Below are 26065 nucleotides of genomic sequence, written 5' to 3' on the forward strand. Positions count from 1 at the left end.
GCGGGAATAGCTCAGTTGGTAGAGCACGACCTTGCCAAGGTCGGGGTCGCGAGTTCGAGTCTCGTTTCCCGCTCCAAATTCTTACCCCAATAAAAATATCCACAACGAATAATCGCGTTGGGGACGTTTTGTTTCGTCATTGACATACTCTTGTAAACAGACTTATCCACAGGTTCGGGTATTATTCCTGGAATGCAAAAAACTTCGCCGGGTGAATAGTATCATTTTAACTGATTGAAATTATTGGTTTAATTATCATTTCAAATTGTTAATGCGATCACTTGACGATTTTTTCCCTCTTGAATATCAATGTATTTTTATTTTTATACACAAGCTGTGGATGACTTAAGCGTCGCGCGGCAGACCCTTCTCAATGACCCTGACCAAACGTTGTTTCTTCGGTAGCTGCACCTCAACTACGCAGGTATTTCGCTTCTCGATTTGCTGAGCAACCGCCCAGTCTATGTGTTCGTCGAGAAGTGGGTGCTCACCTCTGCGACTTTCCAGCGCGTGAATAACTGCGTTATCCCAGGGGGCATTACCCAACGCAACGGCGATATTTCGCAGCCAGCGCAGGTGGCCAATACGACGAATGGCAGACCCCTCCGTGACTTTTAAAAACCACGCTTCGCTCCAGCTAAACAGCTCTATTAACTCCGGAGCATGAAGCTGCTTGCGCGGGTTGAAGTCATCCTCTGTCGTCAACTGTGAATAGCGGTTCCACGGGCAAATGAGCTGGCAATCGTCGCAGCCGTAAATTCGATTCCCCAACAATGGACGAAACTCTTCCGGGATCGGGCCTTCCAGTTCGATAGTGAGATAAGAGATACAGCGGCGCGCATCTACGGTGTAGGGTTCAACGATGGCCCCGGTGGGACAGATGGTCATGCAGGCGACGCATTTCCCGCATCCTTCTTCTGCTGGTTGGTCGACCGGCAAGGGTAAATCGATTAGTAATTCCCCGAGGAAGAAAAATGAACCGGCTTCGCGATTGAGGATTAGTGAGTGCTTACCTGTCCAGCCAAGCCCGGCTTTTTCAGCCAAAGGACGCTCAAGAATGGGCGCAGAATCGACAAAAGGTCTAAAATTCAGCGAAGCGCAGTGCTGTTGAATCATCTCTCCCAGCTTTTTTAAGCGGTTACGTAACAGCTTATGGTAGTCGCGGCCAAGCGCGTAACGGCTGACGTAACCCAGAGAAGGGTTCTTCAACGTACTGGCAAAGGCCGCTTTGGCAGGAAGATAGTTCATACGTACGCTGATGACGCGTAGCGTACCGGGCAATAATTCGTGGGGGCGGGCGCGCATCATGCCGTGACGGGCCATCCAGTCCATCTCGCCGTGGTATTGTTTATCCAGCCAGGCCTGCAGTTTGGGCTCTGCTTCGCTGAGGTCGGTATCGGCAATACCGACCTGCTGAAAGCCAAGCTCCAGCCCCCACTGCTTAATATTTTGCGCTAACTGATTGAGATCGAGGGGCTCTGACATGACGGACCATACAATGAAGAAAAACCCCGCAAGTATACCACACTCCATCTGGCACGCCGATGACATCAGGCGTATGGAGCGAGAGGCGGCAGACAGTTTAGGGCTGACGTTGTATGAGCTGATGCAACGGGCGGGAGAGGCGGCGTTTCAGGTCACCCGCGAGGCCTATCCGAACGCCCAACACTGGCTGGTGCTATGTGGTCACGGCAACAACGGCGGTGATGGTTACGTGGTGGCAAGACTTGCCAAAGCGCAGGGTTTTAATGTTACGTTGCTGGCGCACGAGGGTGATAAACCGCTCCCCGAGGAAGCGCAGCAGGCGCACGACGCCTGGCTTAACGCCGGTGGCGTTATTCATGCTGCTGATATTAACTGGCCAGACAGCGTGGACGTCATTATCGACGCGCTGTCAGGTACTGGCTTAAAAAACGCGCCGCGTGAACCTCTCCCGGCGTTGATCGAACGTGCCAATAGCCACCCAGCCCCTACAATTGCAATCGACATTCCCTCCGGCCTGCTGGCGCAGACGGGGGCGACGCCGGGGGCAGTCATCAACGCTGCGCATACCGTTACCTTTATTGCGCTCAAGCCAGGTCTGCTCACCGGTAAAGCACGCGATGTCACCGGACGTCTGCATGTTAATGCTCTTGGGCTGGACGACTGGCTGGCGGGGCAGAACGCGCCGCTGCAACGTTTTGATGCTCAACAGCTTGCGCACTGGCTAACGCCGCGTCGGCCCACCTCACACAAAGGCTCCCACGGTCGGCTGGTGATTATCGGTGGCGACTACGGCACGGCAGGTGCAATACGTATGGCCGGTGAAGCGGCGTTGCGTGCGGGAGCCGGGCTGGTCAAAGTATTGACGCGCAGTGAGAACATTGCGCCTGTTCTGACTGCCAGACCAGAACTGATGGTCGATGCGCTGACGCCGCAGACTCTGGAAGAGAGCCTGGCATGGGCGGATGTTGTGGTGATAGGACCTGGTCTTGGTCAGCAGGAGTGGGGCAAAAAAGCGCTGCAAAAAGTGGAGAATTTTCGCAAACCGATGCTCTGGGATGCGGATGCGCTGAACCTGCTGGCAATCAACCCCGATAAACGTCACAATCGCGTGATCACGCCGCATCCAGGTGAAGCCGCGCGACTGCTGGGCTGTTCCATTGCAGAAATTGAAGACGATCGCTTACTTTGTGCACAACGTCTGGTAAAACGGTACGGAGGCGTGGTAGTGCTGAAAGGCGCGGGTACGGTTGTTGCAGCTGAACAGGCTGAGTTAGGTATTATTGATACCGGCAATGCAGGGATGGCCAGCGGCGGAATGGGAGATGTGCTTTCCGGTATTATTGGCGCATTGCTCGGACAGAAGCTTACCCCGTATGATGCAGCATGTGCGGGATGTGTTGCGCACGGAGCGGCGGCGGATGTGCTGGCGGCGCGTTTTGGTACGCGCGGCATGCTGGCGACAGATCTCTTTACCACGCTACAGCGTATTGTTAACCCTGATGTGATTGACGTTTATCATGATGAATCGAGTAATTCCACTACCTGATGAGCAGGCAACTTTAGACCTGGGACTGCGGGTAGCCAAAGCCTGTGACGGCGCGACGGTTATATATTTGTACGGCGACCTGGGGGCGGGTAAAACCACTTTCAGCCGGGGATTTCTGCAGGCGTTAGGTCATAAAGGTAATGTAAAAAGCCCCACCTACACGCTGGTTGAACCCTATTCACTCGATAACTTGATGGTTTATCACTTCGATTTATACCGACTTGCGGACCCGGAGGAGCTGGAATTTATGGGGATCCGCGATTATTTTGCCAATGATGCCATCTGCCTGGTGGAATGGCCGCAACAAGGTAAAGGTGTACTGCCAGACCCGGACGTCGAAATACACATTGAATATCAGGCGCAAGGTCGGGAGGCGCGCGTAAGCGCAGTCTCCTCATCGGGTGAATTATTGCTGGCGCGTTTAGCCGAATAACCTTAAGGGTGGCGGGATGATTTATCGCATCAGAAACTGGCTGATGGCAACCCTGGTCCTGCTGTGCGCGCAGGCAGGGGCCGCCAGCCTCTCCGATCTTCAGGTTTCCAATGGCAATCAACAGGCGCGGATTACGCTGAGCTTTATTGGCGAGCCTGAATACGCCGTGAGCCAGGACGGGAAACGCACCGTCGCGCTGGATATAAAACAAACCGGAGTGATTCAGGGATTACCGCTGCTGTTTAGCGGCAATAATCTGGTGAAATCTATCCGCTCCGGCACGCCAAAAGATGCGCAGTCCTTGCGTCTGGTGGTGGATTTAACCGAGAACGGCAAGGCCGAAGCCGTTAAACGACAGAACGGCGGCAATTATACAGTTGTGTTTACCATCAAAGCTGATGCGCCACCGCCACCGCCTCCACCTCCAGTGGTTGTTAAGCGTGTTGAAACGCCGGTTGTCGCCCCTCGTCCTGCCGAGCCTGCGCGTAACCCGTTTAAAGCAGAGAACGATCGCACCACGATGGTGACCAACAGTAATACCTCCACACGACCTGCGGCGCGCGCCAGCACCGGCAGCGGTGAAAAAGTGGTTATTGCCATTGATGCCGGACACGGCGGGCAGGATCCGGGGGCGATTGGCCCTGGAGGCACGCGTGAGAAAAACGTCACGATTGCCGTGGCGCGTAAACTGCGCAGCTTGCTCAATGATGACCCAATGTTTAAAGGCGTACTCACCCGTGATGGCGATTACTTTATCTCGGTGATGGGGCGTTCAGACGTCGCACGTAAACAAAACGCCAATTTCCTGGTTTCTATTCACGCGGATGCCGCGCCAAACCGTGATGCCACAGGTGCTTCCGTTTGGGTGCTGTCGAACCGTCGGGCGAACAGTGAGATGGCCGGCTGGCTGGAACAGCACGAAAAACAATCGGAGCTGTTGGGCGGCGCGGGCGATGTGCTGGCAAACAGCCAGTCCGATCCTTATCTCAGCCAGGCCGTACTGGATCTGCAGTTCGGTCATTCGCAGCGCGTCGGGTATGATGTGGCGACCAGCATGATCGGCCAGTTAGAACGTATTGGTTCGATGCATAAGCGCCGTCCGGAACACGCCAGTCTTGGCGTACTGCGTTCGCCTGATATCCCGTCTGTGCTGGTTGAAACCGGCTTTATCAGTAACAACAGCGAAGAACGTCTGTTGGCGAGCGATGATTACCAGCAGCAACTGGCTGAGGCGATATACAAAGGATTGCGTAACTATTTCCAGGCGCACCCGATGCAAACCGGACCGCAGGGCGCGCCGGCGCAAACCGCCAGCGCCATATCGCCGGGTAACACGTTAACAAATTAAGGATTAGCCATGCCGATTCAGGTTCTACCGCCACAGCTGGCGAACCAGATTGCCGCAGGCGAGGTGGTAGAACGGCCTGCGTCAGTGGTGAAAGAGCTGGTGGAAAACAGCATCGATGCCGGTGCGACGCGCATTGATATCGATATTGAGCGCGGCGGCGCGAAGCTTATCCGTATTCGTGACAACGGCTGCGGGATTAAAAAAGACGAGCTGGCGCTGGCGCTGGCGCGTCATGCCACCAGTAAAATAGCCTCGCTTGACGATCTTGAGGCCATCGTGAGCCTCGGATTTCGTGGCGAAGCGCTGGCAAGTATCAGCTCCGTGTCTCGTTTAACCCTGACGTCGCGCACACAAGAGCAGCCTGAGGCCTGGCAAGCCTATGCTGAAGGGCGCGACATGGATGTGACGGTAAAACCTGCTGCGCATCCAGTGGGAACCACACTGGAGGTGTTAGATCTGTTCTATAACACCCCGGCGCGGCGCAAATTTATGCGCACCGAGAAAACTGAATTTAATCATATCGACGAAATTATTCGCCGCATTGCGCTGGCGCGTTTTGATGTGACGATTAATTTGTCTCACAACGGCAAAGTGGTGCGTCAGTACCGGGCAGTGGCCGCGGATGGGCAGAAAGAGCGCCGGCTGGGCGCGATTTGCGGCACGCCGTTTCTGGAGCATGCGCTGGCGATTGAATGGCAGCATGGTGATTTAACGCTGCGCGGCTGGGTGGCCGATCCTAACCACACAACGGCGGCACTGGCAGAAATCCAGTACTGTTATGTGAATGGTCGGATGATGCGAGATCGGCTGATCAACCATGCTATCCGCCAGGCCTGTGAAGATAAGCTGGGAGCCGATCAACAACCCGCTTTTGTGTTGTATCTGGAAATCGATCCGCATCAAGTGGATGTCAACGTACACCCAGCTAAACATGAGGTCCGTTTCCATCAATCCCGCTTGGTGCACGATTTTATTTACCAGGGCGTGTTGAGCGTCCTGCAACAGCAGCTTGAAACGCCGCTGCTGTTGGCTGATGAGGACGAACCTGCTCCAAGGCACATCCCGGAAAACCGTGTTGCTGCCGGACGTAACCATTTTGCCGAGCCTGCCCCCGCGCGTGAACCTGCAACACCGCGGTACTCAGCATCCGCTGGCGCTGGAAACGGCAGTAGTGGCGCAGGCCGTCAGGCGGGGGCCAGTTGGCCTCATGCCCAACCCGGATATCAAAAGCAGCAGGGCGAAATTTATCAGAAACTGATGCAGACGCCGGCTCCAACGCGTAAAACGCCGGTCTCTGAAACATCATCGGCACCTCTGAGTGGCAGCAGTCAGGGCTTTGGCCGGGTGCTAACGATTGTCGGTGCAGACTGTGCGTTACTCGAGTGCGATGGCCATATTCGGTTGCTGGCATTACCGGTGGCTGAGCGTTGGCTGCGTCAGGCGCAATTAACGCCGGACCAGGGGACCGTTTGCGCCCAGCCGTTGCTGATCCCTTTACGGTTAAAAGTCAACGCCGATGAAAAAGCGGCGCTGCAAAAAGGACAGAGCCAACTGGCTGAGCTGGGCATTGAATTTCAACTGGATGCGCAGCATGTGACCATCCGGGCGGTGCCTTTACCCTTACGCCAACAAAATTTACAAATCTTGATTCCTGAACTGATAGGCTACCTGGCGCAGCAATCCGTATTCGAGCCGGGCAATATTGCGCAGTGGATCGCACGTAACCTGATTAGCGAGCATCCACAGTGGAGTATGGCACAGGCGATTACGCTGTTAGCGGATGTTGAGCGGCTCTGCCCACAACTCGTGAAGGCACCGCCGGGTGGTCTGTTACAACCTGTTGATTTACATTCGGTAATGAATGCCCTGAAACATGAGTGATACCCGTAAGGCGAGCCTGCCAAAGGCGATTTTTTTGATGGGGCCAACGGCCTCCGGTAAAACGGCACTCGCAATTGAATTGCGTAAAGTTTTGCCCATAGAGTTGATAAGCGTTGATTCCGCCCTTATTTACAAGGGGATGGATATCGGTACAGCCAAGCCCGATGCAGATGAATTACAGGCCGCGCCGCACCGATTACTGGATATTCGCGATCCGTCGCAAGCGTACTCCGCTGCGGATTTTCGTCGCGATGCGTTAGTCGAGATGGCCGACATCACCGCCGCGGGGCGTATCCCGTTGCTGGTGGGCGGCACAATGTTATATTTCAAAGCCTTGCTTGAAGGGCTGTCGCCGTTACCGTCGGCGGACCCGGAAGTCAGGGCCAGAATTGAGCAGCAGGCGGCAGAGCAGGGTTGGGACGCGTTACACCGACAGCTTCAGGACATCGATCCGGTGGCTGCGGCGCGTATTCATCCAAATGATCCGCAAAGACTTTCCCGGGCACTGGAAGTTTTTTTCATTTCGGGTAAAACTTTAACGGAGCTGACGCAAACGTCAGGAGATGCTTTGCCGTATCAGGTGCATCAGTTTGCAATCGCCCCGGCGAGCCGTGAACTGCTCCATCAGCGAATTGAGCAGCGTTTTCATCAGATGTTAGCTTCAGGTTTTGAAGCAGAAGTCCGGGCGCTTTTTGCCCGTGGAGATTTGCATACGGATTTGCCTTCCATTCGTTGTGTAGGGTATCGCCAGATGTGGTCATACATTGAAGGTGAAATTTCATACGATGAAATGGTTTATAGAGGTGTTTGCGCCACGAGGCAGTTGGCGAAGCGACAGGTAACCTGGTTGCGTGGTTGGGAAGGGGTGCACTGGCTTGACAGTGAAAAGCCTGACCAGGCGCGAAACGAAGTATTACAGGTTGTTGGTGCTATCGCGAACTGAATGTGTACAATTGAAACGTATCGTGCGCAATTTTTCAGAATCGAAAGGTTCAAAGTACAAATAAGCATATAAGGAAAAGAGAGAATGGCTAAGGGGCAATCTTTACAAGATCCGTTCCTGAACGCACTGCGTCGGGAACGTGTTCCAGTTTCTATTTATTTGGTGAATGGTATTAAGCTGCAAGGTCAAATCGAGTCTTTTGATCAGTTCGTGATCCTGTTGAAAAACACGGTCAGCCAGATGGTTTATAAGCACGCGATTTCTACTGTTGTCCCGTCTCGTCCGGTTTCTCATCACAGCAATAATGCCACCGGCGGCACTGGCAGCAACTACCATCACGGTAGCAACGCGCAAGGTTCATCTGCGCAACAGGACAGCGAAGAAACCGAATAAGGTTATTAGCTGTTTTACATACGGGGAGCCAGCGATCCTGCGTTCCCCGTTGATTTATATTAAGGGGTTGACGCTTGTTTGACCGTTATGATGCCGGTGAGCAGGCGGTACTGGTACACATCTATTTTTCGCAAGACAAAGATATGGAAGACCTCCAGGAGTTTGAATCTCTGGTTTCTTCCGCCGGTGTCGAAGCAATGCAGGTGATTACCGGGAGCCGTAAAGCACCGCACCCGAAGTATTTTGTTGGTGAAGGTAAGGCAATCGAAATTGCCGAAGCCGTAAAAGCGACTGGCGCTGCGGTGGTGATTTTTGATCATGCTCTGAGCCCCGCCCAGGAACGTAACCTGGAACAGTTGTGCCAGTGTCTTGTTATCGACAGGACCGGTCTTATTTTAGATATTTTTGCCCAGCGTGCGCGCACCCATGAGGGTAAGTTGCAGGTTGAGCTGGCGCAGTTGCGCCATATGGCTACGCGTCTGGTCCGTGGCTGGACCCACCTTGAAAGGCAAAAGGGCGGGATTGGTTTGCGTGGTCCGGGTGAAACCCAGCTCGAAACCGACCGTCGTTTGCTGCGTAATCGCATTTTGCAAATACAGTCGCGCCTGGAAAAAGTTGAAAAGCAACGTGAGCAGGGGCGGCAGTCGCGCAAGAAAGCGGATGTCCCAACCGTATCACTGGTGGGATATACCAACGCCGGAAAATCCACCCTGTTCAACCAGATCACCGAAGCCCGGGTTTATGCTGCGGACCAGCTGTTTGCGACCCTGGACCCAACGCTGCGCCGCATAGACGTGGCGGACGTGGGTGAGACCGTGCTGGCGGATACCGTAGGGTTTATCCGCCATTTGCCGCACGACCTGGTGGCGGCATTTAAAGCCACCTTGCAGGAAACACGTCAGGCGACATTGCTGCTGCACGTTATTGATGCTGCAGATTTTCGTGTGCAGGAAAACATCGAGGCAGTCGACACGGTGCTCGAAGAGATCGATGCACATGAGATCCCGACCCTGCTGGTGATGAATAAAATCGATATGTTGGATGACTTTGAGCCGCGTATCGATAGAGATGAAGAGAATAAACCCATTCGCGTTTGGGTATCAGCGCAAACGGGGATTGGTATACCACAACTTTTTCAGGCTTTGACTGAGCGACTTTCCGGTGAGGTGGCGCAGCATACGTTGCGTTTGCCGCCGCAGGAAGGGCGTTTGAGAAGCCGGTTTTATCAACTTCAGGCAATAGAAAAAGAGTGGATGGAGGAAGACGGCAGCGTAGGTCTGCAGGTTCGTATGCCGATCGTAGACTGGCGTCGCCTCTGTAAACAAGAACCGGCACTGGAAGACTATGTTGTCTGATCTGACGGATATGGCCTGAAGATTTTTTCGCCTCTATACCTTGTGGATTTTGTGCGGCAGGAAGGCGGCAAGTCCTGAAATCTCCAGGAGCATAGTCAACTATGTGACTGGAGTTGAGGGACGCAGCCAACGCATCGGCAGCGCAAAAGACGCAGGTATAGCATCGCATAACAAATATGGAGCACAAAAATGGCGTGGAATCAGCCCGGTAATAACGGACAAGACCGCGACCCCTGGGGAAGCAGCAAACCTGGCGGCAACCCTGAGGGAAATGGAAACAAAGGTGGTCGCGAGCAGGGACCTCCCGATCTGGACGATATCTTCCGCAAACTGAGTAAAAAGCTCGGTGGTCTGGGTGGCGGTAAAGGTACTGGTTCTGGCGGCGGTAGTTCATCGCAAGGCCCGCGTCCGCAACTGGGCGGGCGAGTCTTTACTATCGCAGCGGCCGCCATCGTCATTATCTGGGCGGCTAGCGGTTTCTATACCATTAAAGAAGCGGAACGTGGCGTGGTGACACGCTTCGGTAAATTCAGCCATTTGGTTGAACCGGGTCTGAACTGGAAACCGACCTTTATCGATGAAGTGACACCGGTCAACGTTGAAGCCGTGCGTGAACTTGCCGCATCCGGCGTTATGCTGACCTCTGACGAAAACGTCGTGCGCGTCGAAATGAACGTACAGTACCGCGTGACCGATCCGCAGCGTTACCTGTTTAGCGTAACCAGTGCGGATGACAGTCTGCGTCAGGCAACTGACAGCGCCCTGCGTGGGGTTATCGGTAAATACACCATGGACCGTATCCTGACCGAAGGGCGTACCGTTATTCGTAGCGATACCCAGCGGGAACTGGAAGAAACAATCCGTCCGTACAACATGGGTATCACCTTGCTGGACGTCAACTTCCAGGCAGCACGTCCGCCGGAAGAAGTAAAAGCCGCGTTTGACGATGCTATCGCAGCACGTGAAAACGAACAGCAGTACATTCGTGAAGCAGAAGCGTACACCAACGAAGTTCAGCCGCGTGCAAACGGTCAGGCTCAGCGTATTCTGGAAGAAGCGCGTGCGTATAAGACTCAGACCATCCTGGAAGCACAGGGTGAAGTGGCTCGCTTCGCAAAAATTCTGCCGGAATATAAAGCCGCACCGCAAATTACCCGCGAGCGTCTGTATATCGAAACCATGGAAAAAGTGCTGAGCAATACCCGCAAAGTCCTGGTTAACGATAAAGGCAGCAATCTGATGGTTCTGCCGCTGGATCAAATGCTGAAAGGTGGTAGTGCGCCAGCAGCAAAGACTGACAGCAGTTCAAACCTGTTGCGTCTGCCGCCAGCAACGACTTCCAGCACTGGAGCAAGCAATACATCGTCCACCAGTCAGGGCGATATTATGGACCAACGCCGCGCGAATGCGCAGCGTAACGACTACCAGCGTCAGGGGGAATAACGATGCGTAAGTCAGTTATTGCGATTATCATCATCGTTCTGGTAGTTCTGTTCATGTCTGTCTTTGTGGTCAAAGAAGGCGAGCGCGGTATTACTCTGCGCTTTGGTAAAGTTCTGCGTGACGATGAAAACAAGCCGCTGGTCGTTGCACCAGGCCTGCACTTCAAGATTCCGTTTATTGAATCTGTGAAGATGCTCGATGCGCGTATTCAGACCATGGACAACCAGGCCGATCGCTTTGTTACTAAAGAGAAGAAAGACCTGATTGTTGACTCCTACATCAAGTGGCGCATCAGTGACTTTAGCCGTTACTACCTGGCAACGGGCGGTGGCGATGTTTCTCAGGCGGAAGTCCTGCTGAAACGTAAGTTCTCTGACCGTCTGCGTTCTGAAATTGGTCGTCTGGACGTGAAGGACATCGTTACCGATTCCCGCGGTCGTCTGACCCTGGAAGTTCGTGACGCGCTGAACTCCGGGTCTGCTGGCACGGAAGATGAAGTGGCGACTCCGGCAGCAGATAGCGCGATTGCCGAAGCGGCTGAACGTGTTCAGGCTGAAACGAACGGTAAAGTACCGGTCATCAACCCGAACAGTATGGCGGCATTGGGCATCGAAGTGGTTGACGTGCGTATTAAGCAAATCAACCTGCCTGCTGAAGTGTCCGAGGCTATCTACAACCGTATGCGCGCTGAGCGTGAAGCGGTAGCGCGTCGCCATCGTTCACAAGGCCAGGAAGAGGCGGAAAAACTGCGTGCAACGGCGGACTATGAAGTCACTAAAACGCTGGCAGAATCTGAGCGTCAGGGCCGTATCATGCGCGGTGAAGGCGATGCAGAAGCCGCTAAGCTGTTTGCCGATGCGTTTAGTCAGGATCCTGACTTCTACGCCTTCATCCGTAGCCTGCGTGCTTACGAGAAGAGCTTCGAAGGCAACCAGGACGTGATGGTCATGAGTCCGGACAGCGATTTCTTCCGCTACATGAAGACACCGAGTTCCGCGACACGCTAATCGCGTTCCAGCGGTTTTAAAGCAGCAAAACCACCGGCATCTCCAGGGATGCGGTGGTTTTCTTTTTATATAAGGGCGATGGATGAATTCAACAATTTTGCTGGCGCTCGCGCTGGTTTTGGTGCTGGAAGGGCTGGGTCCGATGCTTTATCCCAGCGCATGGAAGAAAATGATCTCTGCAATGGCGCAACTTCCCGAAAATATTTTGCGTCGTTTTGGTGGAGGTCTTGTGGTTGCGGGCGTTGTGGTCTACTACATGTTGAGGAAAACGATTGGCTGATTAATAAGTAGACTAATTTGCGGATTTTCGCATGCAAAAAGTGCTGTATATCTGAAAAAGCGGTGGTAGAATCCATTTTTAAGCAAACGGTGATTTTGAAAAATGGGTAACAACGTCGTCGTACTGGGCACCCAATGGGGTGACGAAGGTAAAGGGAAGATCGTCGATCTTCTGACTGAACGGGCTAAATATGTTGTGCGCTACCAGGGTGGTCACAACGCAGGCCATACTCTCGTAATCAACGGTGAAAAAACCGTCCTCCATCTTATTCCATCAGGTATTCTTCGCGAGAATGTCATCAGCATCATCGGTAACGGTGTTGTTCTGTCTCCGTCCGCGCTGATGAAAGAAATGAAAGGACTGGAAGATCGTGGTATCCCGGTTCGCGAGCGCCTGCTGCTGTCTGAAGCTTGTCCGCTGATCCTTGATTATCACGTTGCGTTGGATAACGCTCGTGAGAAAGCGCGTGGCGAGAAAGCGATCGGTACTACCGGTCGTGGTATCGGTCCGGCTTATGAAGACAAAGTAGCTCGTCGCGGTCTGCGTGTTGGCGATCTGTTTGATAAAGCAACCTTCGCTGAAAAACTGAAAGAAGTGATGGAATATCACAACTTCCAGCTGGTGAATTTCTATAAAGTTGAAGCAGTTGACTACCAGAAAGTGCTGGATGATGTGATGGCTATCGCCGACATCCTGACCTCGATGGTTGTTGATGTTTCCGATCTGCTGGACCAGGCGCGTAAGCGTGGCGATTTCGTCATGTTTGAAGGTGCGCAGGGTACGCTGCTGGATATCGACCACGGTACCTATCCGTACGTAACGTCCTCCAACACCACCGCAGGTGGCGTGGCAACCGGCTCTGGCCTGGGCCCACGTTATGTGGACTACGTTCTGGGTATCATCAAAGCTTACTCTACTCGTGTAGGTGCGGGTCCGTTCCCGACTGAACTGTTTGATGACGTTGGCGAGTTCCTGTGCAAACAAGGTAACGAGTATGGTGCGACCACCGGTCGTCGTCGTCGTACCGGCTGGCTGGACTCCGTTGCTGTACGCCGTGCAGTACAGATTAACTCCCTGTCTGGCTTCTGCCTGACCAAACTGGACGTACTGGACGGTTTGAAAGAGGTGAAAATCTGTGTCGCTTACCGTATGCCGGATGGCCGTGAAGTAACGACTACTCCGCTGGCAGCAGACGACTGGAAAGGTATCGAGCCGATTTACGAAACCATGCCGGGCTGGTCTGAATCTACCTTCGGCGTGAAGGAACGTAGCGGTCTGCCGCAGGCTGCACTGAACTACATCAAGCGTATTGAAGAACTGACCGGTGTGCCGATTGATATTATCTCAACTGGCCCAGACCGTACTGAAACCATGATCCTGCGCGACCCGTTCGACGCATAATTCTGGTTATAGCGTGGCGTCGAATGGCGCTGCGCTTGCAATATCTCAAGCCGGATAAGGTGCTTTGCATCAGAATCCGGCTTAAAATCACGTAAGTTCCTCGCTTTTTTCCTTCCCGAACTGAAATAAATTAGCGACCTGGCTGGTGGCTGGTTTATCATCAATATAATTAATACCACCAGGTTTATCCGTTTTATCCCTTTTCCTGAGGTTGATGTGCAGTTAACAAGTTTCACCGATTACGGATTACGTGCGCTAATCTACATGGCGTCACTTCCCGAAGGACGTATGACCAGTATTTCTGAGGTGACAGAAGTCTACGGCGTGTCCCGTAATCATATGGTCAAAATAATCAATCAACTTAGCCGGGCGGGCTTTGTTACTGCTATTCGAGGAAAAAATGGCGGTATCCGCTTGGGTAAACCCGCTAAGGATATTGGTATTGGTGATGTGGTTCGCGAGCTGGAACCCTTATCGTTGGTCAATTGTAGCAGCGAGTTTTGCCACATTACCCCAGCCTGTCGACTCAAACAGGCGCTTTCTAAGGCAGTGCAAAGTTTTCTCACGGAGCTGGACAACTACACACTTGCTGATTTGGTTGAAGAGAATCAACCGCTTTATAAATTATTGCTGGTGGAGTAATGAAGTCCAAAGTATTTCGCGTCGCATCGCGGCGGCAACTGAGCGAGTCGCCAGGAGCTTACAAAAGTAAGTGACTGGTGGGAGCAAAGGCAGCCAACAAAGAGGCGTCGTGAAAGACGAAGGAATTCCATCAGAGCTGACAATGGAGGAACCTCAATGTCACAAGATCCTTTCCAGGAACGCGAAGCTGAAAAATACGCGAATCCTATCCCAAGCCGGGAATTTATCCTCGAACATTTAACTAAACGTGAAAAACCGGCCAACCGTGATGAGCTGGCCGCTGAACTCAACATTGAAGGTGAAGAGCAGCAGGAAGCACTGCGCCGCCGTCTGCGCGCGATGGAGCGTGACGGACAACTGGTCTTCACCCGTCGTCAGTGCTATGCGCTGCCGGAGCGTCTCGACCTGCTGAAAGGTACCGTTATTGGCCACCGTGATGGCTACGGCTTTCTGCGCGTTGAAGGCCGCAAAGATGACCTGTACCTGTCCAGCGAGCAGATGAAAACCTGCATTCATGGCGATCAGGTGCTGGCGCAGCCGCTGGGCGCGGACCGTAAAGGTCGTCGCGAAGCGCGTATTGTGCGCGTACTGGTGCCAAAAACCAGCCAAATTGTCGGTCGCTACTTCACCGATGCTGGCGTTGGGTTTGTCGTCCCTGACGACAGCCGTCTGAGTTTCGATATCCTGATCCCGCCGGAAGAGGTGATGGGCGCTCGTATGGGCTTTGTGGTCGTCGTTGAACTGACCCAACGTCCGACTCGCCGCACCAAAGCGGTGGGTAAAATTGTAGAAGTGCTGGGTGACAACATGGGAACCAGCATGGCCGTTGATATGGCCCTGCGTACTCATGAAATCCCATATATCTGGCCGCAGGCTGTTGAGAAACAGGTCGCCGGGCTGAAAGAAGAAGTGCCGGAAGAGGCGAAAATAGGACGTGTCGATCTGCGCGACCTGCCGTTGGTGACTATCGATGGCGAAGATGCGCGTGACTTCGACGATGCGGTTTACTGCGAGAAGAAACGCGGCGGCGGCTGGCGTTTATGGGTGGCAATTGCCGACGTAAGCTATTACGTTCGCCCGCCGACTCCGCTGGACCAGGAAGCCCGCAGCCGTGGCACATCCGTTTACTTCCCGTCGCAGGTTGTTCCGATGCTGCCGGAAGTGCTGTCTAACGGATTGTGTTCGCTCAACCCGCAGGTGGACAGGTTGTGTATGGTCTGTGAAATGACCATTTCGTCGAAAGGCCGTTTAACCGGCTTTAAATTCTACGAAGCGGTCATGAGTTCCCATGCACGTCTGACCTACACCAAGGTCTGGCACATGCTGCAGGGCGACCAGGAGCTGCGTGAGCAGTACGCACCGCTGGTCAAACACATTGAAGAGCTGCATAACCTCTACAAAGTGCTGGATAAAGCCCGCGAAGAGCGCGGCGGTATCTCGTTTGAAAGTGAAGAGGCGAAGTTTATCTTCAATGCTGAACGCCGTATTGAGCGTATTGAGCAGACGCAGCGTAACGACGCGCACAAGCTGATTGAAGAGTGCATGATCATGGCGAACATCTCAGCGGCGCGATTCGTTGAGAAAGCCAAAGAGCCAGCGCTGTTCCGTATTCACGATAAGCCGACGACCGAAGCGATTAACTCGTTCCGTTCCGTCCTGGCAGAGCTGGGACTGGAGCTGCCAGGTGGCAACAAACCTGAGCCGCGCGATTACGCTGAACTGCTGGAGTCGATTGCTGACCGTCCTGACGCAGAAATGCTGCAAACCATGCTGCTGCGTTCGATGAAGCAGGCGATTTACGATCCGGAAAACCGTGGTCACTTCGGCCTGGCGCTGCAATCTTATGCACACTTTACTTCACCGATCCGTCGTTACCCGGACCTCTCCTTGCACCGGGCGATTAAGTATCTGCTGGCGCAGGAGCAGGGTCATAAAGGCAACACCACGGAAACGGGTGGCTACCATTATTCGATGGAAGAGATGCTGCAACTGGGTCAGCACTGTTCGATGGCCGAGCGCCGTGCTGACGAAGCCACGCGCGATGTCTCTGACTGGTTGAAGTGCGACTTCATGCTGGATCAGGTGGGGAATGTCTTCAAAGGCGTGATTGCCAGCGTCACCGGATTTGGCTTCTTTGTCCGTCTTGATGAGTTGTTTATCGACGGTCTGGTGCATGTCTCCTCTCTGGATAACGACTACTATCGTTTCGACCAGGTTGGGCAGCGCCTGACGGGGGAATCCAGCGGTCAGATGTATCGCCTGGGCGATCGCGTGGAAGTTCGCGTGGAAGCAGTCAACATGGACGAGCGTAAGATCGACTTTAGCTTGATCTCCAGCGAACGTGCGCCGCGTAATGAAGGTAAAACTGCGCGCGAAAAAGCCAAAAAAAGCGATGCGGGTAAAAATACCGGTAAACGTCGTCAGATGGGCAAAAAGGTGAATTTCGAGCCGGACAGTGCTTTCCGCGGCGAGAAAAAAGGCAGAGCCAAACCTCAGGCGGAAAAGAATGCGGCTGAGAAGAAAGGCGACAAAAAAGCGAAAAAGCCATCGGCAAAAACGCTTAAAATCGCTGCCGCCACCAAAGCTAAACGTGCGGCGAAAAAGAAAGTCGCACAATAACTGCCATAAACAGTAAGTCGGGCAATCTCGTGTTGCCCGCGTTATGCATAAACTATTAACGAGTACATTCATGAGTGAAATGATTTACGGCATCCATGCGGTGCAGGCTCTGCTGGAACGTGCGCCTGAGCGCTTCCAGGACGTCTTTATTCTCAAAGGTCGTGAAGATAAACGCCTGCTGCCGCTGATCCACGCACTGGAAGCACAGGGTGTTGTCATTCAACTGGCTAACCGTCAGTTTCTGGATGAGAAAAGCGAGGGTGCGGTACATCAGGGGATTATTGCTCGCGTGAAGCCTGGGCGTCAGTATCAGGAAAACGATCTGCCGGATCTGATTGCTACGCTCGATCAGCCGTTCTTTTTGATCCTCGATGGCGTCACCGACCCGCATAACCTGGGGGCATGCCTGCGTAGCGCCGATGCCGCTGGCGTACATGCTGTAATCGTACCGAAGGATCGTTCCGCTCAGTTGAATGCAACGGCGAAAAAAGTGGCCTGCGGTGCGGCAGAAAGCGTACCGCTGATCCGCGTGACCAACCTGGCGCGCACCATGCGTATGCTGCAGGAAGAGAATATCTGGATCGTCGGAACCGCTGGTGAAGCCGACCATACTCTCTACCAGAGCAAAATGACCGGACGTCTGGCGTTGGTGATGGGCGCAGAAGGTGAAGGTATGCGCCGTTTGACCCGTGAACACTGTGACGAACTCATCAGCATCCCGATGGCAGGTAGCGTTTCGTCGCTGAACGTTTCAGTTGCGACGGGCATCTGCCTGTTTGAAGCAGTCCGTCAGCGCAGCTAAGCTTAATTTTCGGAAAAAGCCATCCTGATTCGGATGGCTTTTTTTTATCTTAAACAAGTATGATAAAGGCTGAAAAATGATATTTATTTCTAATTAACTAATATATGGGAAATATATGGCATGGAATCCGCAGGTGCTTGCTGAAGCACTACAAACTCTTCAAGAATTAAATATAGATATTGAAAATAATGAGCGGTCATTAATTATTAAAATGAATGATTATGGCGATTTGCCGCTCAGTGTGTTATTTACATCCCGCCAGATTATTATTGAAACCATTATTTGTCCTGTCAGCAGTATTCATCAGCAAGATGAGTTTAATGTTTTCTTATTGCGTAATCAGAAACTCCTTCCTCTGTCTTCCGTGGGGATTTCACGCGTTCAGCATGATGAATATTACGTCGCATTTGGGGCGCTTTCCCTGAACTCATCGTTGGATGATGTGGTCCTGGAGATGACGACGCTTGCGGATAACGCTCTGGATTTGGCTGAAATCACTGAAGAATACACTCACGAATAACAAGGAACGCTATTTATGGGAATTTTAAAAAGCCTGTTTACCCTCGGCAAGTCCGTACTTTCTCAGGCGGAAGAATCAATTGAAGAAGCGCAGGGTGTGCGGATGCTGGAACAGCATATTCGTGATGCGAAAGGTGAACTGGATAAAGCCGGAAAATCGCGGGTTGACCTGCTGGCACGCGTGAAGCTGAGTCATGACAAGTTGAGCGATCTGCAGGCACGCAAAAGTAGTCTGGAAACGCGAGCGCTGGAAGCTCTGAGTAAAAACGCTAACCCGTCTCTGATTAACGAGGTTGCAGAAGAAATTGCGCGTCTGGAGAATGCCATAAGTGCCGAGGAGCAAGTGCTCACTAACCTTGAGATCTCTCGTGATGGCGTCGAAAAAGCGGTTAGTGCAACCACACAACGGATTGCGCAGTTTGAGCAGCAGCTGGAGGTGGTAAAGGCGACAGAAGCGATGCAGCGCGCCCAACAGGCCGTGACCACATCAACTGTGGGCGCGTCTTCCAGCGTGTCTACCGCCGCGGAGTCGCTCAAGCGTTTGCAAATGCGCCAGGCAGAGCGTCAGGCGCGTCTGGATGCTGCCGCACAGCTGGAAAAAGTTGCGGATGGGCGTGACCTTGACGAGAAGCTGGCCGAAGCAGGTATTGGCGCAAGCAATAAAAGTTCTGCTCAGGATGTGCTGGCACGATTGCAGCGCCAGCAAGGCGAGTAATCATACGGCGATATATGCCAGCATCGACCGGAGGCTGGCACATCATTAAGGATAAATGATGACGAGTTTTTTCCAGCGTTTATTTGGTAAAGCGGATGTTGCTGCGCCAGTTCGCGGGCCGTTGGGGTTACATCTGAATGCCGGGTTTACGCTCAATACATTGGCATTTCGCCTGTTAGAAGAGGCTTTATTGATCGAATTGCCCGGTGAGGAGTACACCGTTGCTGCAGTCAGCCACATTGATTTAGGCGGCGGAAGTCAGATTTTCCGCTACTACACGTCCGGAGAAGAGTTTCTGCAAATCAATACCACGGGCGGCGCAGACATGGATGATATCGACGATATCAAATTCTTTGTTTATGAAGAAAGCTACGGGATTTCGCAGAAAAAACACTGGCAGTCTGCGATTAGTCCGGCCGCAATAGGCACACCGACGCTCGCCTGGCAGGAAGCGCGCTGGCAGCGCTTTTTTAACGACGAAGAGCCGGGGAATATAGAGCCAGTTTATATGCTGGAAAAAGTGGAAAACCAGCAGCACGCCACGTGGGAAGTGCATAATTTTACCATGGGCTATCAGCGACAGGTTGCTGATGATACCTGGGAATACCTGCTGTTAAACGGTGAAGAGTCGTTCAATGAGCAGGGCGAGCCTGAGTGGGTATTCTCACGGGCGCTGGGCGTGGATATCCCATTGACGTCACTTAATATTATTGGTTAATTTCAGGGAAGGTTTTAATGCACATACTGAGTTCATTACTGGCTTTTGGCGCCTATTTTTTTATTGGCGCAGCCATGGTGATTGTTTTTCTGGTCATCTACTCAAAAATTACGCCGCACAATGAATGGCAGCTGATTAAAAATAACAATATGGCGGCGTCGCTGGCGTTTAGCGGCACGTTGCTGGGTTACGTCATTCCGTTATCCAGCGCGGCAATTAACGCCGTCAGCATCCCGGATTATTTTGCCTGGGGCGGCATCGCGCTAGTGATACAACTGATCATTTACGGCGGCGTGCGTTTATATATGCCGGCACTGAGTGAAAAAATTATTAATCACAACACCGCAGCGGGACTATTTATGGGAACCGCCGCGCTGGCGGGAGGCATTTTTAACGCCGCCTGCATGACATGGTAATGGACGATCATGGCAAGAAAACGTAAATCCGGAAACAAAAACAGAACATCAGGGCATTCTGCTATCACGCGAATCGATCGCCCGGTTAACCCCTTTGTAAGAAAACGCAGTCGTTACAGCGGAAAGTATCTGACGCTGGCTATTATGGGCGGAGCGGCATTTTTTATCCTCAAGGGGTGTAGTGATGACGCAGGGGCAGACAACGATGGCGACGGTACCTTTTACTCCGCGGTGAGTGAATGTATTGACGATGGCAATAGCGCCGCCGTGTGTGCTGATGGCTGGAACAATGCGAAAACAGAGTTCTACTCCAACCTGCCAAAGCAGATGAATAAGCAAAGCTGTCAGACCCAGTTTGGCGACTGCTATCTCGACAGCACCGATCAAAGCTGGGTGCCTGTATTCACCGGTTTTTTACTCAGTCGCGTCATTCGTAAAAATCGCGACGAACAGTATGTCTACAGCAGCGGCGGTTCTTCTTATGCTTCGCGCCCGGTCTGGCGCACGACTTCTGGGGATTACAGCTGGCGTTCCGGTAGTGGAAAAAATGATACCGCGACCAGCCATAGCTATACGACAAAGAAAGTTTCGACGGTTTCACGCGGTGGCTACGGACGTTCGTCCAGCGCGCGTGGGCACTGGGGAGGTTAACGATGCTGCGACATGATGTTCCTGTTCGGCAAGATTTGGACAGGATCGCTTACGATCACGGTTTCGATTTTCATATTATCGATAACGAAATCTACTGGGATGAGAGTCGGGCTTACCGCTTTACGCTCAGACAAGTGGAAGAGCAGATCGAAAAACCTACTGCGGAACTGCACCAGATGTGTCTGGATGTCGTCGAACGAGCAGTTAACGACGAACAGATTATGCAGCAACTGGCGATCCCGCCGCTGTACTGGGACGTTATTGCCGAAAGCTGGCGCAATCGCGATCCCTCTCTGTACGGCCGTATGGATTTTGTCTGGTGCGGAAATAAATCGCCGGTCAAGCTGCTGGAGTACAACGCGGATACGCCAACGTCGCTCTATGAGTCAGCGTATTTCCAGTGGTTATGGCTGGAAGATGCGCGTCGCAACGGGGTGATTCCACGCGATGCCGATCAGTACAACGCTATTCAGGAGCGGTTGATCTCCCGTTTTGCTGAGCTTTATAGCCCGGATCCCTTCTATTTCTGCTGCTGTGAAGATACCGATGAAGACCGTACCACGGTGCTGTATTTACAGGATTGCGCACAGCAGGCCGGGCAAGAATCGCGATTTATTTACGTTGAGGATCTGGGGCTTGGCGTTGGCGGCGTTCTCACAGACCTTGACGATAACGTCATTCGTCGCGCCTTTAAGCTCTATCCCCTGGAGTGGATGATGCGAGATGAGAATGGCCCCTTGCTGCGCCATCGGCGTGAACAGTGGGTTGAACCGTTGTGGAAGAGCGTGCTCAGCAATAAAGGGTTGATGCCGTTACTGTGGCGTTTCTTTCCCAATCATCCCAACTTGCTACCCGCCTGGTTTGACGGTGAAACGCCACAAATTGCGCCAGGTGAAAGCTATGTGCGCAAACCGATATTCTCCCGCGAGGGAGGAAACGTCACCATTTTTGATGGTCAGCAGCAGGTCGTTGAGCATGCTGAGGGTGATTACGCGGAAGAACCGATGATCTATCAGGCATTTCAGCCATTACCGCGCTTTGGCGATAGCTACACGTTGATTGGCAGTTGGATCGTGGATGATGAAGCCTGTGGTATGGGGATCCGCGAGGATAATACTTTGATCACTAAAGATACTTCTCGTTTTATTCCTCATTATATTGCGGGCTAACCGTGCTTTTGTGATCTCCTTCCGTCGCGAATTCTGGGGTTCTGACCATACTTAAAGCGACGGCCATTGACGGAGGGAGACACAATGCACTGGCAAACGCATACCGTTTTTAACCAACCTGTACCGCTCAATAACAGTAACTTATATTTGTCCGACGGCGCGCTGTGCGAAGCGGTTATCCGTGAAGGCGCTGGCTGGGATAGCGATCTTCTCGCCAGTATTGGTCAGCAGCTAGGGACTGCCGAGTCGCTCGAACTTGGTCGTCTGGCCAATGCTTTTCCACCTGAACTATTGCGCTACGACCCGCAGGGGCAGCGGCTGGATGATGTGCGTTTTCATCCTGCCTGGCATTTGCTGATGCAGGGATTGTGCGCCAACCGCGTACATAATCTGGCCTGGGAAGAAGACGCGAGGCAGGGAACATTTGTTGCCCGGGCGGCGCGTTTCATGCTGCATGCGCAGGTTGAAGCAGGCACGTTGTGTCCGGTGACCATGACGTTTGCCGCTACGCCGCTGTTACTTCAAATGTTACCCGCCCCCTTTCACGACTGGCTGACGCCGCTGCTAAGCGACCGTTATGACTCGCATTTACTGCCCGCAGGGCAAAAGCGCGGACTACTGATTGGTATGGGTATGACCGAAAAACAGGGTGGTTCAGATGTGCTGAGCAATACCACTCAGGCAGAACGTCTTGTCGACGGCTCGTATCGGCTGGTGGGACATAAGTGGTTTTTCTCCGTACCGCAAAGCGATGCCCATTTGGTGCTGGCCCAGGCAAAGGGCGGCTTATCCTGCTTTTTTGTACCGCGATTTTTACCTGACGGGCAGCGTAATGCCATCCGTCTTGAACGACTGAAAGATAAGTTAGGCAACCGCTCCAACGCCAGCTGCGAGGTTGAATTCCACGATGCGATTGGCTGGCTATTGGGCGAAGAAGGGGAAGGTATCCGCCATATCCTGAAGATGGGCGGGATGACGCGTTTTGACTGCGCGCTCGGCAGTCACGGCATGATGCGACGTGCTTTTTCCATCGCGATTTATCATGCGCACCAGCGACAGGTTTTTGGCAAGCCATTGATTGAACAGCCGATGATGCGTCAGGTATTAGGCCGGATGGCGCTCCAACTGGAAGGTCAGACGGCGCTACTGTTTCGACTGGCGAGGGCCTGGGACCGTCGTGCTGATGCCAAAGAAGCGCTGTGGGCCAGGCTGTTCACGCCTGCGGTGAAATTCTCAGTTTGCAAGGTCGGTATGCCGTTTGTGGCTGAGGCGATGGAAGTGCTGGGCGGGATTGGCTATTGCGAGGAGAGTGAGCTGCCGCGCCTGTATCGTGAGATGCCGGTAAACAGTATCTGGGAAGGCTCCGGCAACATTATGTGCCTTGATGTATTGCGGGTACTGACAAAACAACCCGGCATCTACGATATGCTCAGCGAAGCCTTTGCGGAGGTAAAGGGGCAGGATCGGCATTACGATCGAATGGTGCGTCAGTTGCAGCAGCGTTTACGTAAACCCAGTGAGGCATTGGGACGGGAGATTACGCAGCAGCTTTTCCTGCTCGGTTGCGGGGCGCAGATGTTGCGTTATTCTTCTCCGCCAGTGGCGCAGGCCTGGTGCCAAATGATGCTTGATACGCGGGGTGGACTACGATTGTCTGAACAGGTGCTGAACGATTTGCTCCTGCGGGCAACGGGGGGGTTACGGTAATAACTTGCCTGATGGCGACGCGGGTGCGTCTTATCATGCCTACGCTCAGTCCAGGTCTGATAAGTTTACGCCATCCGGCAATCTGTTACGCATAAAGTATGGCCTGTACGCGCCAGTTGTCGGGCTGCTGGTCTTCGTACATCTGAATGATCCGATACCATGAGGCACCTTGTTCATCCGCTTTTAACGCGATTACACGTTCTACATCCTGCAGATTTCCTGCAATGTTACTGACAGAGATCAGGCCAATTTCGTTCAGGCCAGTAACGCAGTCAGCACTGGCGAATTCGGCAGACTGCGCCGTAGTGCCTGCCAGTCCGGCAGAAAGCAGCAGTGAGGATAAGGCAAGAGATTGTTTCATCGTCAGCTCCATTATTCGTACCCCTACACACGGCAGGGCATTCCATCGCGATAATAAACCTCAAGCTTCCTGCTGTTGGTTTATTGTGCACAGGTAAACGCATAGAGGCGCAAAGCAATGTAAAGCTGACTAAATTTCAACCCAATGTTATTTACGATACAAAATTGCCTGTGAATACCATTGGCCTGTCACGATGGTTTCATCTACTAATAAAACCACGTAGTAATCAGCTTTAGCCGCGACGGCTTTGGCACGGATCTCTGCCAGCGCATCATCCGGAGAGCCTCTAACCAGCGCGCTAACCGTCCCTAATCGCTGTAACCCATTACTCTGGTCACGGCGGATCTCCTGCGGGTGGTCGGCAACGGGCGGTGCGGGTTGCGGCGTTCCCTGTAGCACGCTACAGGCGCTTAAAAACATAACCAGCAACAAAGAGGCAAACCGACGCATAACTCTATCTCGTTTCCTGATAGCCATAGTGTAGTGCCTTATTAATTTCCCTTTAGGGGAATGTTCCCGAATTGTTATCTCTCACGCGATTTTCGAATGAAAATGTTGCGAAAGCGTAACCCAGTTCTCAACATTATGAATCATTACCGAACACATTCGCTTGCGTTAAGTATTGCTGCATGGCATACCAGAAAAAAAGGGGCAACAAATGATAGAAATTGAGACACGACAGTTAGCTGGTATCCCTGTCCTGCATGCCGTTCCGGCTGGTAAACGCGAATGTTCACTCCCTTGTATTCTCTTTTATCACGGGTTTACATCTTCAAGTCTGGTCTACAGTTATTTTGCCGTTGCGCTGGCTCAGGCCGGGTTTCGCGTCGTCATGCCAGATGCGCCCGAACATGGCGCCCGATTTAACGGTAATGCTCAGGAGCGAATGTTCCGCTTCTGGCATATATTGCAGCAAAACATGCAGGAGTTTACGACGTTACGTGCGGCTCTGGTGGCAGAAAATTGGCTTTCAGATGAGCGGCTTGCCGTCGGTGGGGCATCGATGGGAGGAATGACTGCATTGGGCATAATGGCGCGCCATCCTGAGGTTAAATGTGTAGCCAGCCTGATGGGCTCAGGATATTTTACCCGGCTTGCGCAGACGCTTTTTCCTCCTTTACTGGTTCAGACCCCAGAGCAACAGGTGGAATTTGATGCCGTTATCGCCCCGCTTGCCGAATGGGACGTTACGCATCAGTTGCCACGCCTCGCCGACAGGCCGTTGCTGCTGTGGCATGGACAGGATGATGATGTTGTACCGGCAGTTGAAACCTTCCGCTTACAGCAAGCGCTGATTCAGGCAGGTTTGGACAACAATCTGACCTGCCTGTGGGAAGCGGGCGTACGACATCGCATCACGCCAGAAGCGTTGGCCGCAACAGTGACGTTTTTCCGCCAGCACCTTTAAACACGCATAATGCTCACGCCCTGAGCTTCAAGCTGTTGCAGAATCTCAGGGTTTGCATTTTTGCCGGTAATGAGCATATCGATTTGATCGGCGCGACTGAACAGCATTCCCGCACGTTCACCGACTTTACTGCTATCGACCAGCACCACCAGCTTACCCACCACGTTAAGCATCTTCTGCTCGGCCATCGCGGTCAGCATATCGGTTTTATACAGTCCGTCCGCGGTCAACCCTTTGCCGCTGGTAAACATCCAGTGTCCGGCATACAGGCTATTTTCACTGCCTTGCGGGCTAAGCGTGATGGATTGGCTTTTGTTATATTGCCCTCCCATGATGATCACGCTGTCATGCTCCTGGTCGATCAGATAGTTCGCCAGCGGCAAATAATTGGTGATGATCTGCACCGGCTTGCCGCACATTTCGCGACCCAGCAGGAAAGCGGTCGATCCGCAGTTGATCACTACGCTTTCACCCGCATTCACAAGCTGGGATGCTGCCTTGGCAATGCGAACTTTTTCATCGTGGTTCTGCGCCTGGTGCAGATTCATTGGCGTCCAGCGCGGTCTCTGTTGGGTAATAGCTTCTGCGCCGTTGCGTACTTTCTTGAGTTTGCCGCTTTCGTCGAGCTTGTTGATGTCCCGGCGCGCTGTGGCGGGTGAAATCCCCAGACGCTCAATTACGTTCTCAACGGTAACAAAGCCCAACTGCGCCAGCATATCCAGCAATATTTGATGTCTTTGTGCTTCAGTCATGAGCTATTCCGATACAAATTGATTTGAAAAGATGATATTTGAAATAGCCTGGAAATACTAAAGTAAATGGG

The 26065-nt window shown here is 52.8% G+C and carries 26 protein-coding genes and 1 tRNA gene; 23 read left to right on the forward strand and 4 right to left on the reverse strand.

Annotated elements, in window-relative coordinates; genetic code table 11:
- A tRNA-Gly gene (locus tag OGV85_RS04025) sits at window positions 1-76 on the forward strand.
- A gap of 269 nt (window positions 77-345) precedes the next feature.
- On the opposite strand, the gene queG is transcribed toward OGV85_RS04025, so the two are convergent.
- Window positions 346-1485 carry a tRNA epoxyqueuosine(34) reductase QueG gene (gene queG / locus OGV85_RS04030; protein ID WP_032948370.1) on the reverse strand — a complete coding sequence of 380 codons (1140 nt, stop codon included), beginning with the start codon at window positions 1483-1485 and terminating at the stop codon, window positions 346-348.
- On the opposite strand from queG, the gene nnr reads away from it, so the two are divergent.
- The 21 genes from nnr (at window position 1484) to OGV85_RS04135 (ending at window position 23473) form a co-directional block, all read left to right on the forward strand.
- Window positions 1484-3031, forward strand: a complete 1548-nt coding sequence (nnr, locus tag OGV85_RS04035) for a bifunctional ADP-dependent NAD(P)H-hydrate dehydratase/NAD(P)H-hydrate epimerase (RefSeq protein WP_003025569.1) — start codon at window positions 1484-1486, stop codon at window positions 3029-3031. The genes queG and nnr overlap by 2 nt on opposite strands.
- Complete coding sequence (tsaE, locus tag OGV85_RS04040) at window positions 3003-3464, forward strand: tRNA (adenosine(37)-N6)-threonylcarbamoyltransferase complex ATPase subunit type 1 TsaE (protein ID WP_003025570.1); 462 nt, start codon at window positions 3003-3005, stop codon at window positions 3462-3464. Before nnr ends, tsaE begins: the two co-directional genes overlap by 29 nt.
- A gap of 16 nt (window positions 3465-3480) precedes the next feature.
- On the forward strand, window positions 3481-4812 hold the full coding sequence (gene amiB / locus OGV85_RS04045; protein ID WP_016149446.1) for an N-acetylmuramoyl-L-alanine amidase AmiB: 1332 nt from the start codon (window positions 3481-3483) through the stop codon (window positions 4810-4812).
- 9 nt (window positions 4813-4821) lie between these two features.
- Entirely contained in the window at window positions 4822-6693 is a 1872-nt protein-coding gene (gene mutL / locus OGV85_RS04050; protein ID WP_061547586.1) for a DNA mismatch repair endonuclease MutL, read from the forward strand.
- Window positions 6686-7636: a tRNA (adenosine(37)-N6)-dimethylallyltransferase MiaA gene (gene miaA, locus OGV85_RS04055; protein WP_061547585.1), complete on the forward strand. Its 951-nt coding sequence runs from the start codon at window positions 6686-6688 to the stop codon at window positions 7634-7636. Before mutL ends, miaA begins: the two co-directional genes overlap by 8 nt.
- A gap of 84 nt (window positions 7637-7720) precedes the next feature.
- The gene (hfq, locus tag OGV85_RS04060) at window positions 7721-8029 is read left to right on the forward strand and encodes an RNA chaperone Hfq (protein ID WP_003025584.1); all 309 of its coding nucleotides are present in this window, start codon (window positions 7721-7723) and stop codon (window positions 8027-8029) included.
- A 74-nt stretch (window positions 8030-8103) separates the two neighbouring features.
- The gene (gene hflX / locus OGV85_RS04065; RefSeq protein WP_003025589.1) at window positions 8104-9384 is read left to right on the forward strand and encodes a ribosome rescue GTPase HflX; all 1281 of its coding nucleotides are present in this window, start codon (window positions 8104-8106) and stop codon (window positions 9382-9384) included.
- A 189-nt stretch (window positions 9385-9573) separates the two neighbouring features.
- The gene (gene hflK / locus OGV85_RS04070) at window positions 9574-10827 is read left to right on the forward strand and encodes an FtsH protease activity modulator HflK (protein ID WP_003025593.1); all 1254 of its coding nucleotides are present in this window, start codon (window positions 9574-9576) and stop codon (window positions 10825-10827) included.
- 2 nt (window positions 10828-10829) lie between these two features.
- Entirely contained in the window at window positions 10830-11834 is a 1005-nt protein-coding gene (gene hflC / locus OGV85_RS04075; RefSeq protein WP_003025595.1) for a protease modulator HflC, read from the forward strand.
- Between the two features lie 82 nt (window positions 11835-11916).
- A complete protein-coding gene (locus tag OGV85_RS04080) occupies window positions 11917-12114 on the forward strand; it encodes a DUF2065 domain-containing protein (RefSeq protein ID WP_003025602.1) in 198 nt (65 codons plus the stop codon).
- 102 nt (window positions 12115-12216) lie between these two features.
- Complete coding sequence (purA, locus tag OGV85_RS04085; RefSeq protein WP_003025606.1) at window positions 12217-13515, forward strand: adenylosuccinate synthase; 1299 nt, start codon at window positions 12217-12219, stop codon at window positions 13513-13515.
- 216 nt (window positions 13516-13731) lie between these two features.
- On the forward strand, window positions 13732-14157 hold the full coding sequence (nsrR, locus tag OGV85_RS04090) for a nitric oxide-sensing transcriptional repressor NsrR (RefSeq protein ID WP_003025609.1): 426 nt from the start codon (window positions 13732-13734) through the stop codon (window positions 14155-14157).
- Between the two features lie 156 nt (window positions 14158-14313).
- Window positions 14314-16776 carry a ribonuclease R gene (rnr, locus tag OGV85_RS04095; protein WP_003025612.1) on the forward strand — a complete coding sequence of 821 codons (2463 nt, stop codon included), beginning with the start codon at window positions 14314-14316 and terminating at the stop codon, window positions 16774-16776.
- 70 nt (window positions 16777-16846) lie between these two features.
- The gene (gene rlmB / locus OGV85_RS04100; RefSeq protein ID WP_003025615.1) at window positions 16847-17578 is read left to right on the forward strand and encodes a 23S rRNA (guanosine(2251)-2'-O)-methyltransferase RlmB; all 732 of its coding nucleotides are present in this window, start codon (window positions 16847-16849) and stop codon (window positions 17576-17578) included.
- Between the two features lie 115 nt (window positions 17579-17693).
- Window positions 17694-18098: a YjfI family protein gene (locus OGV85_RS04105; protein ID WP_003025618.1), complete on the forward strand. Its 405-nt coding sequence runs from the start codon at window positions 17694-17696 to the stop codon at window positions 18096-18098.
- A 15-nt stretch (window positions 18099-18113) separates the two neighbouring features.
- Complete coding sequence (locus OGV85_RS04110; RefSeq protein WP_061547584.1) at window positions 18114-18812, forward strand: PspA/IM30 family protein; 699 nt, start codon at window positions 18114-18116, stop codon at window positions 18810-18812.
- Between the two features lie 58 nt (window positions 18813-18870).
- Entirely contained in the window at window positions 18871-19530 is a 660-nt protein-coding gene (locus tag OGV85_RS04115) for a YjfK family protein (protein WP_061547583.1), read from the forward strand.
- Window positions 19531-19547: 17 nt separating this feature from the next.
- Complete coding sequence (locus OGV85_RS04120; RefSeq protein WP_061547582.1) at window positions 19548-19946, forward strand: DUF350 domain-containing protein; 399 nt, start codon at window positions 19548-19550, stop codon at window positions 19944-19946.
- Between the two features lie 9 nt (window positions 19947-19955).
- Window positions 19956-20597, forward strand: coding sequence for a DUF1190 domain-containing protein (locus OGV85_RS04125; RefSeq protein WP_061547581.1), 642 nt, complete (start codon window positions 19956-19958; stop codon window positions 20595-20597).
- A gap of 2 nt (window positions 20598-20599) precedes the next feature.
- Window positions 20600-21766, forward strand: a complete 1167-nt coding sequence (locus OGV85_RS04130; protein ID WP_061547580.1) for a glutathionylspermidine synthase family protein — start codon at window positions 20600-20602, stop codon at window positions 21764-21766.
- Window positions 21767-21850: 84 nt separating this feature from the next.
- Window positions 21851-23473 (forward strand): isovaleryl-CoA dehydrogenase, encoded by a 1623-nt coding sequence (locus OGV85_RS04135; protein WP_061547579.1) that lies wholly within the window; start codon window positions 21851-21853, stop codon window positions 23471-23473.
- An 85-nt stretch (window positions 23474-23558) separates the two neighbouring features.
- Here OGV85_RS04135 and yjfN read toward each other — a convergent pair whose 3' ends face one another.
- Both yjfN and bsmA read right to left on the reverse strand, forming a co-directional pair.
- Window positions 23559-23834 carry a DUF1471 family protease activator YjfN gene (yjfN, locus tag OGV85_RS04140; RefSeq protein WP_003025637.1) on the reverse strand — a complete coding sequence of 92 codons (276 nt, stop codon included), beginning with the start codon at window positions 23832-23834 and terminating at the stop codon, window positions 23559-23561.
- Between the two features lie 147 nt (window positions 23835-23981).
- Window positions 23982-24311 carry a biofilm peroxide resistance protein BsmA gene (gene bsmA / locus OGV85_RS04145; RefSeq protein ID WP_003025640.1) on the reverse strand — a complete coding sequence of 110 codons (330 nt, stop codon included), beginning with the start codon at window positions 24309-24311 and terminating at the stop codon, window positions 23982-23984.
- A gap of 181 nt (window positions 24312-24492) precedes the next feature.
- Between bsmA and yjfP the strand changes: the two genes are divergently transcribed.
- A complete protein-coding gene (gene yjfP / locus OGV85_RS04150) occupies window positions 24493-25242 on the forward strand; it encodes an esterase (protein WP_048219860.1) in 750 nt (249 codons plus the stop codon).
- Here yjfP and ulaR read toward each other — a convergent pair.
- The gene (gene ulaR / locus OGV85_RS04155) at window positions 25239-25994 is read right to left on the reverse strand and encodes an HTH-type transcriptional regulator UlaR (protein ID WP_003025646.1); all 756 of its coding nucleotides are present in this window, start codon (window positions 25992-25994) and stop codon (window positions 25239-25241) included. The two genes, yjfP and ulaR, sit on opposite strands and share 4 nt — an antisense overlap.
- Between the last annotated feature and the right edge of the window lie 71 nt (window positions 25995-26065).

The sequence above is a fragment of the Citrobacter sp. Cf132 genome, assembly GCF_030333885.1.
Classification (GTDB): Bacteria; Pseudomonadota; Gammaproteobacteria; order Enterobacterales; family Enterobacteriaceae; genus Citrobacter; species Citrobacter freundii.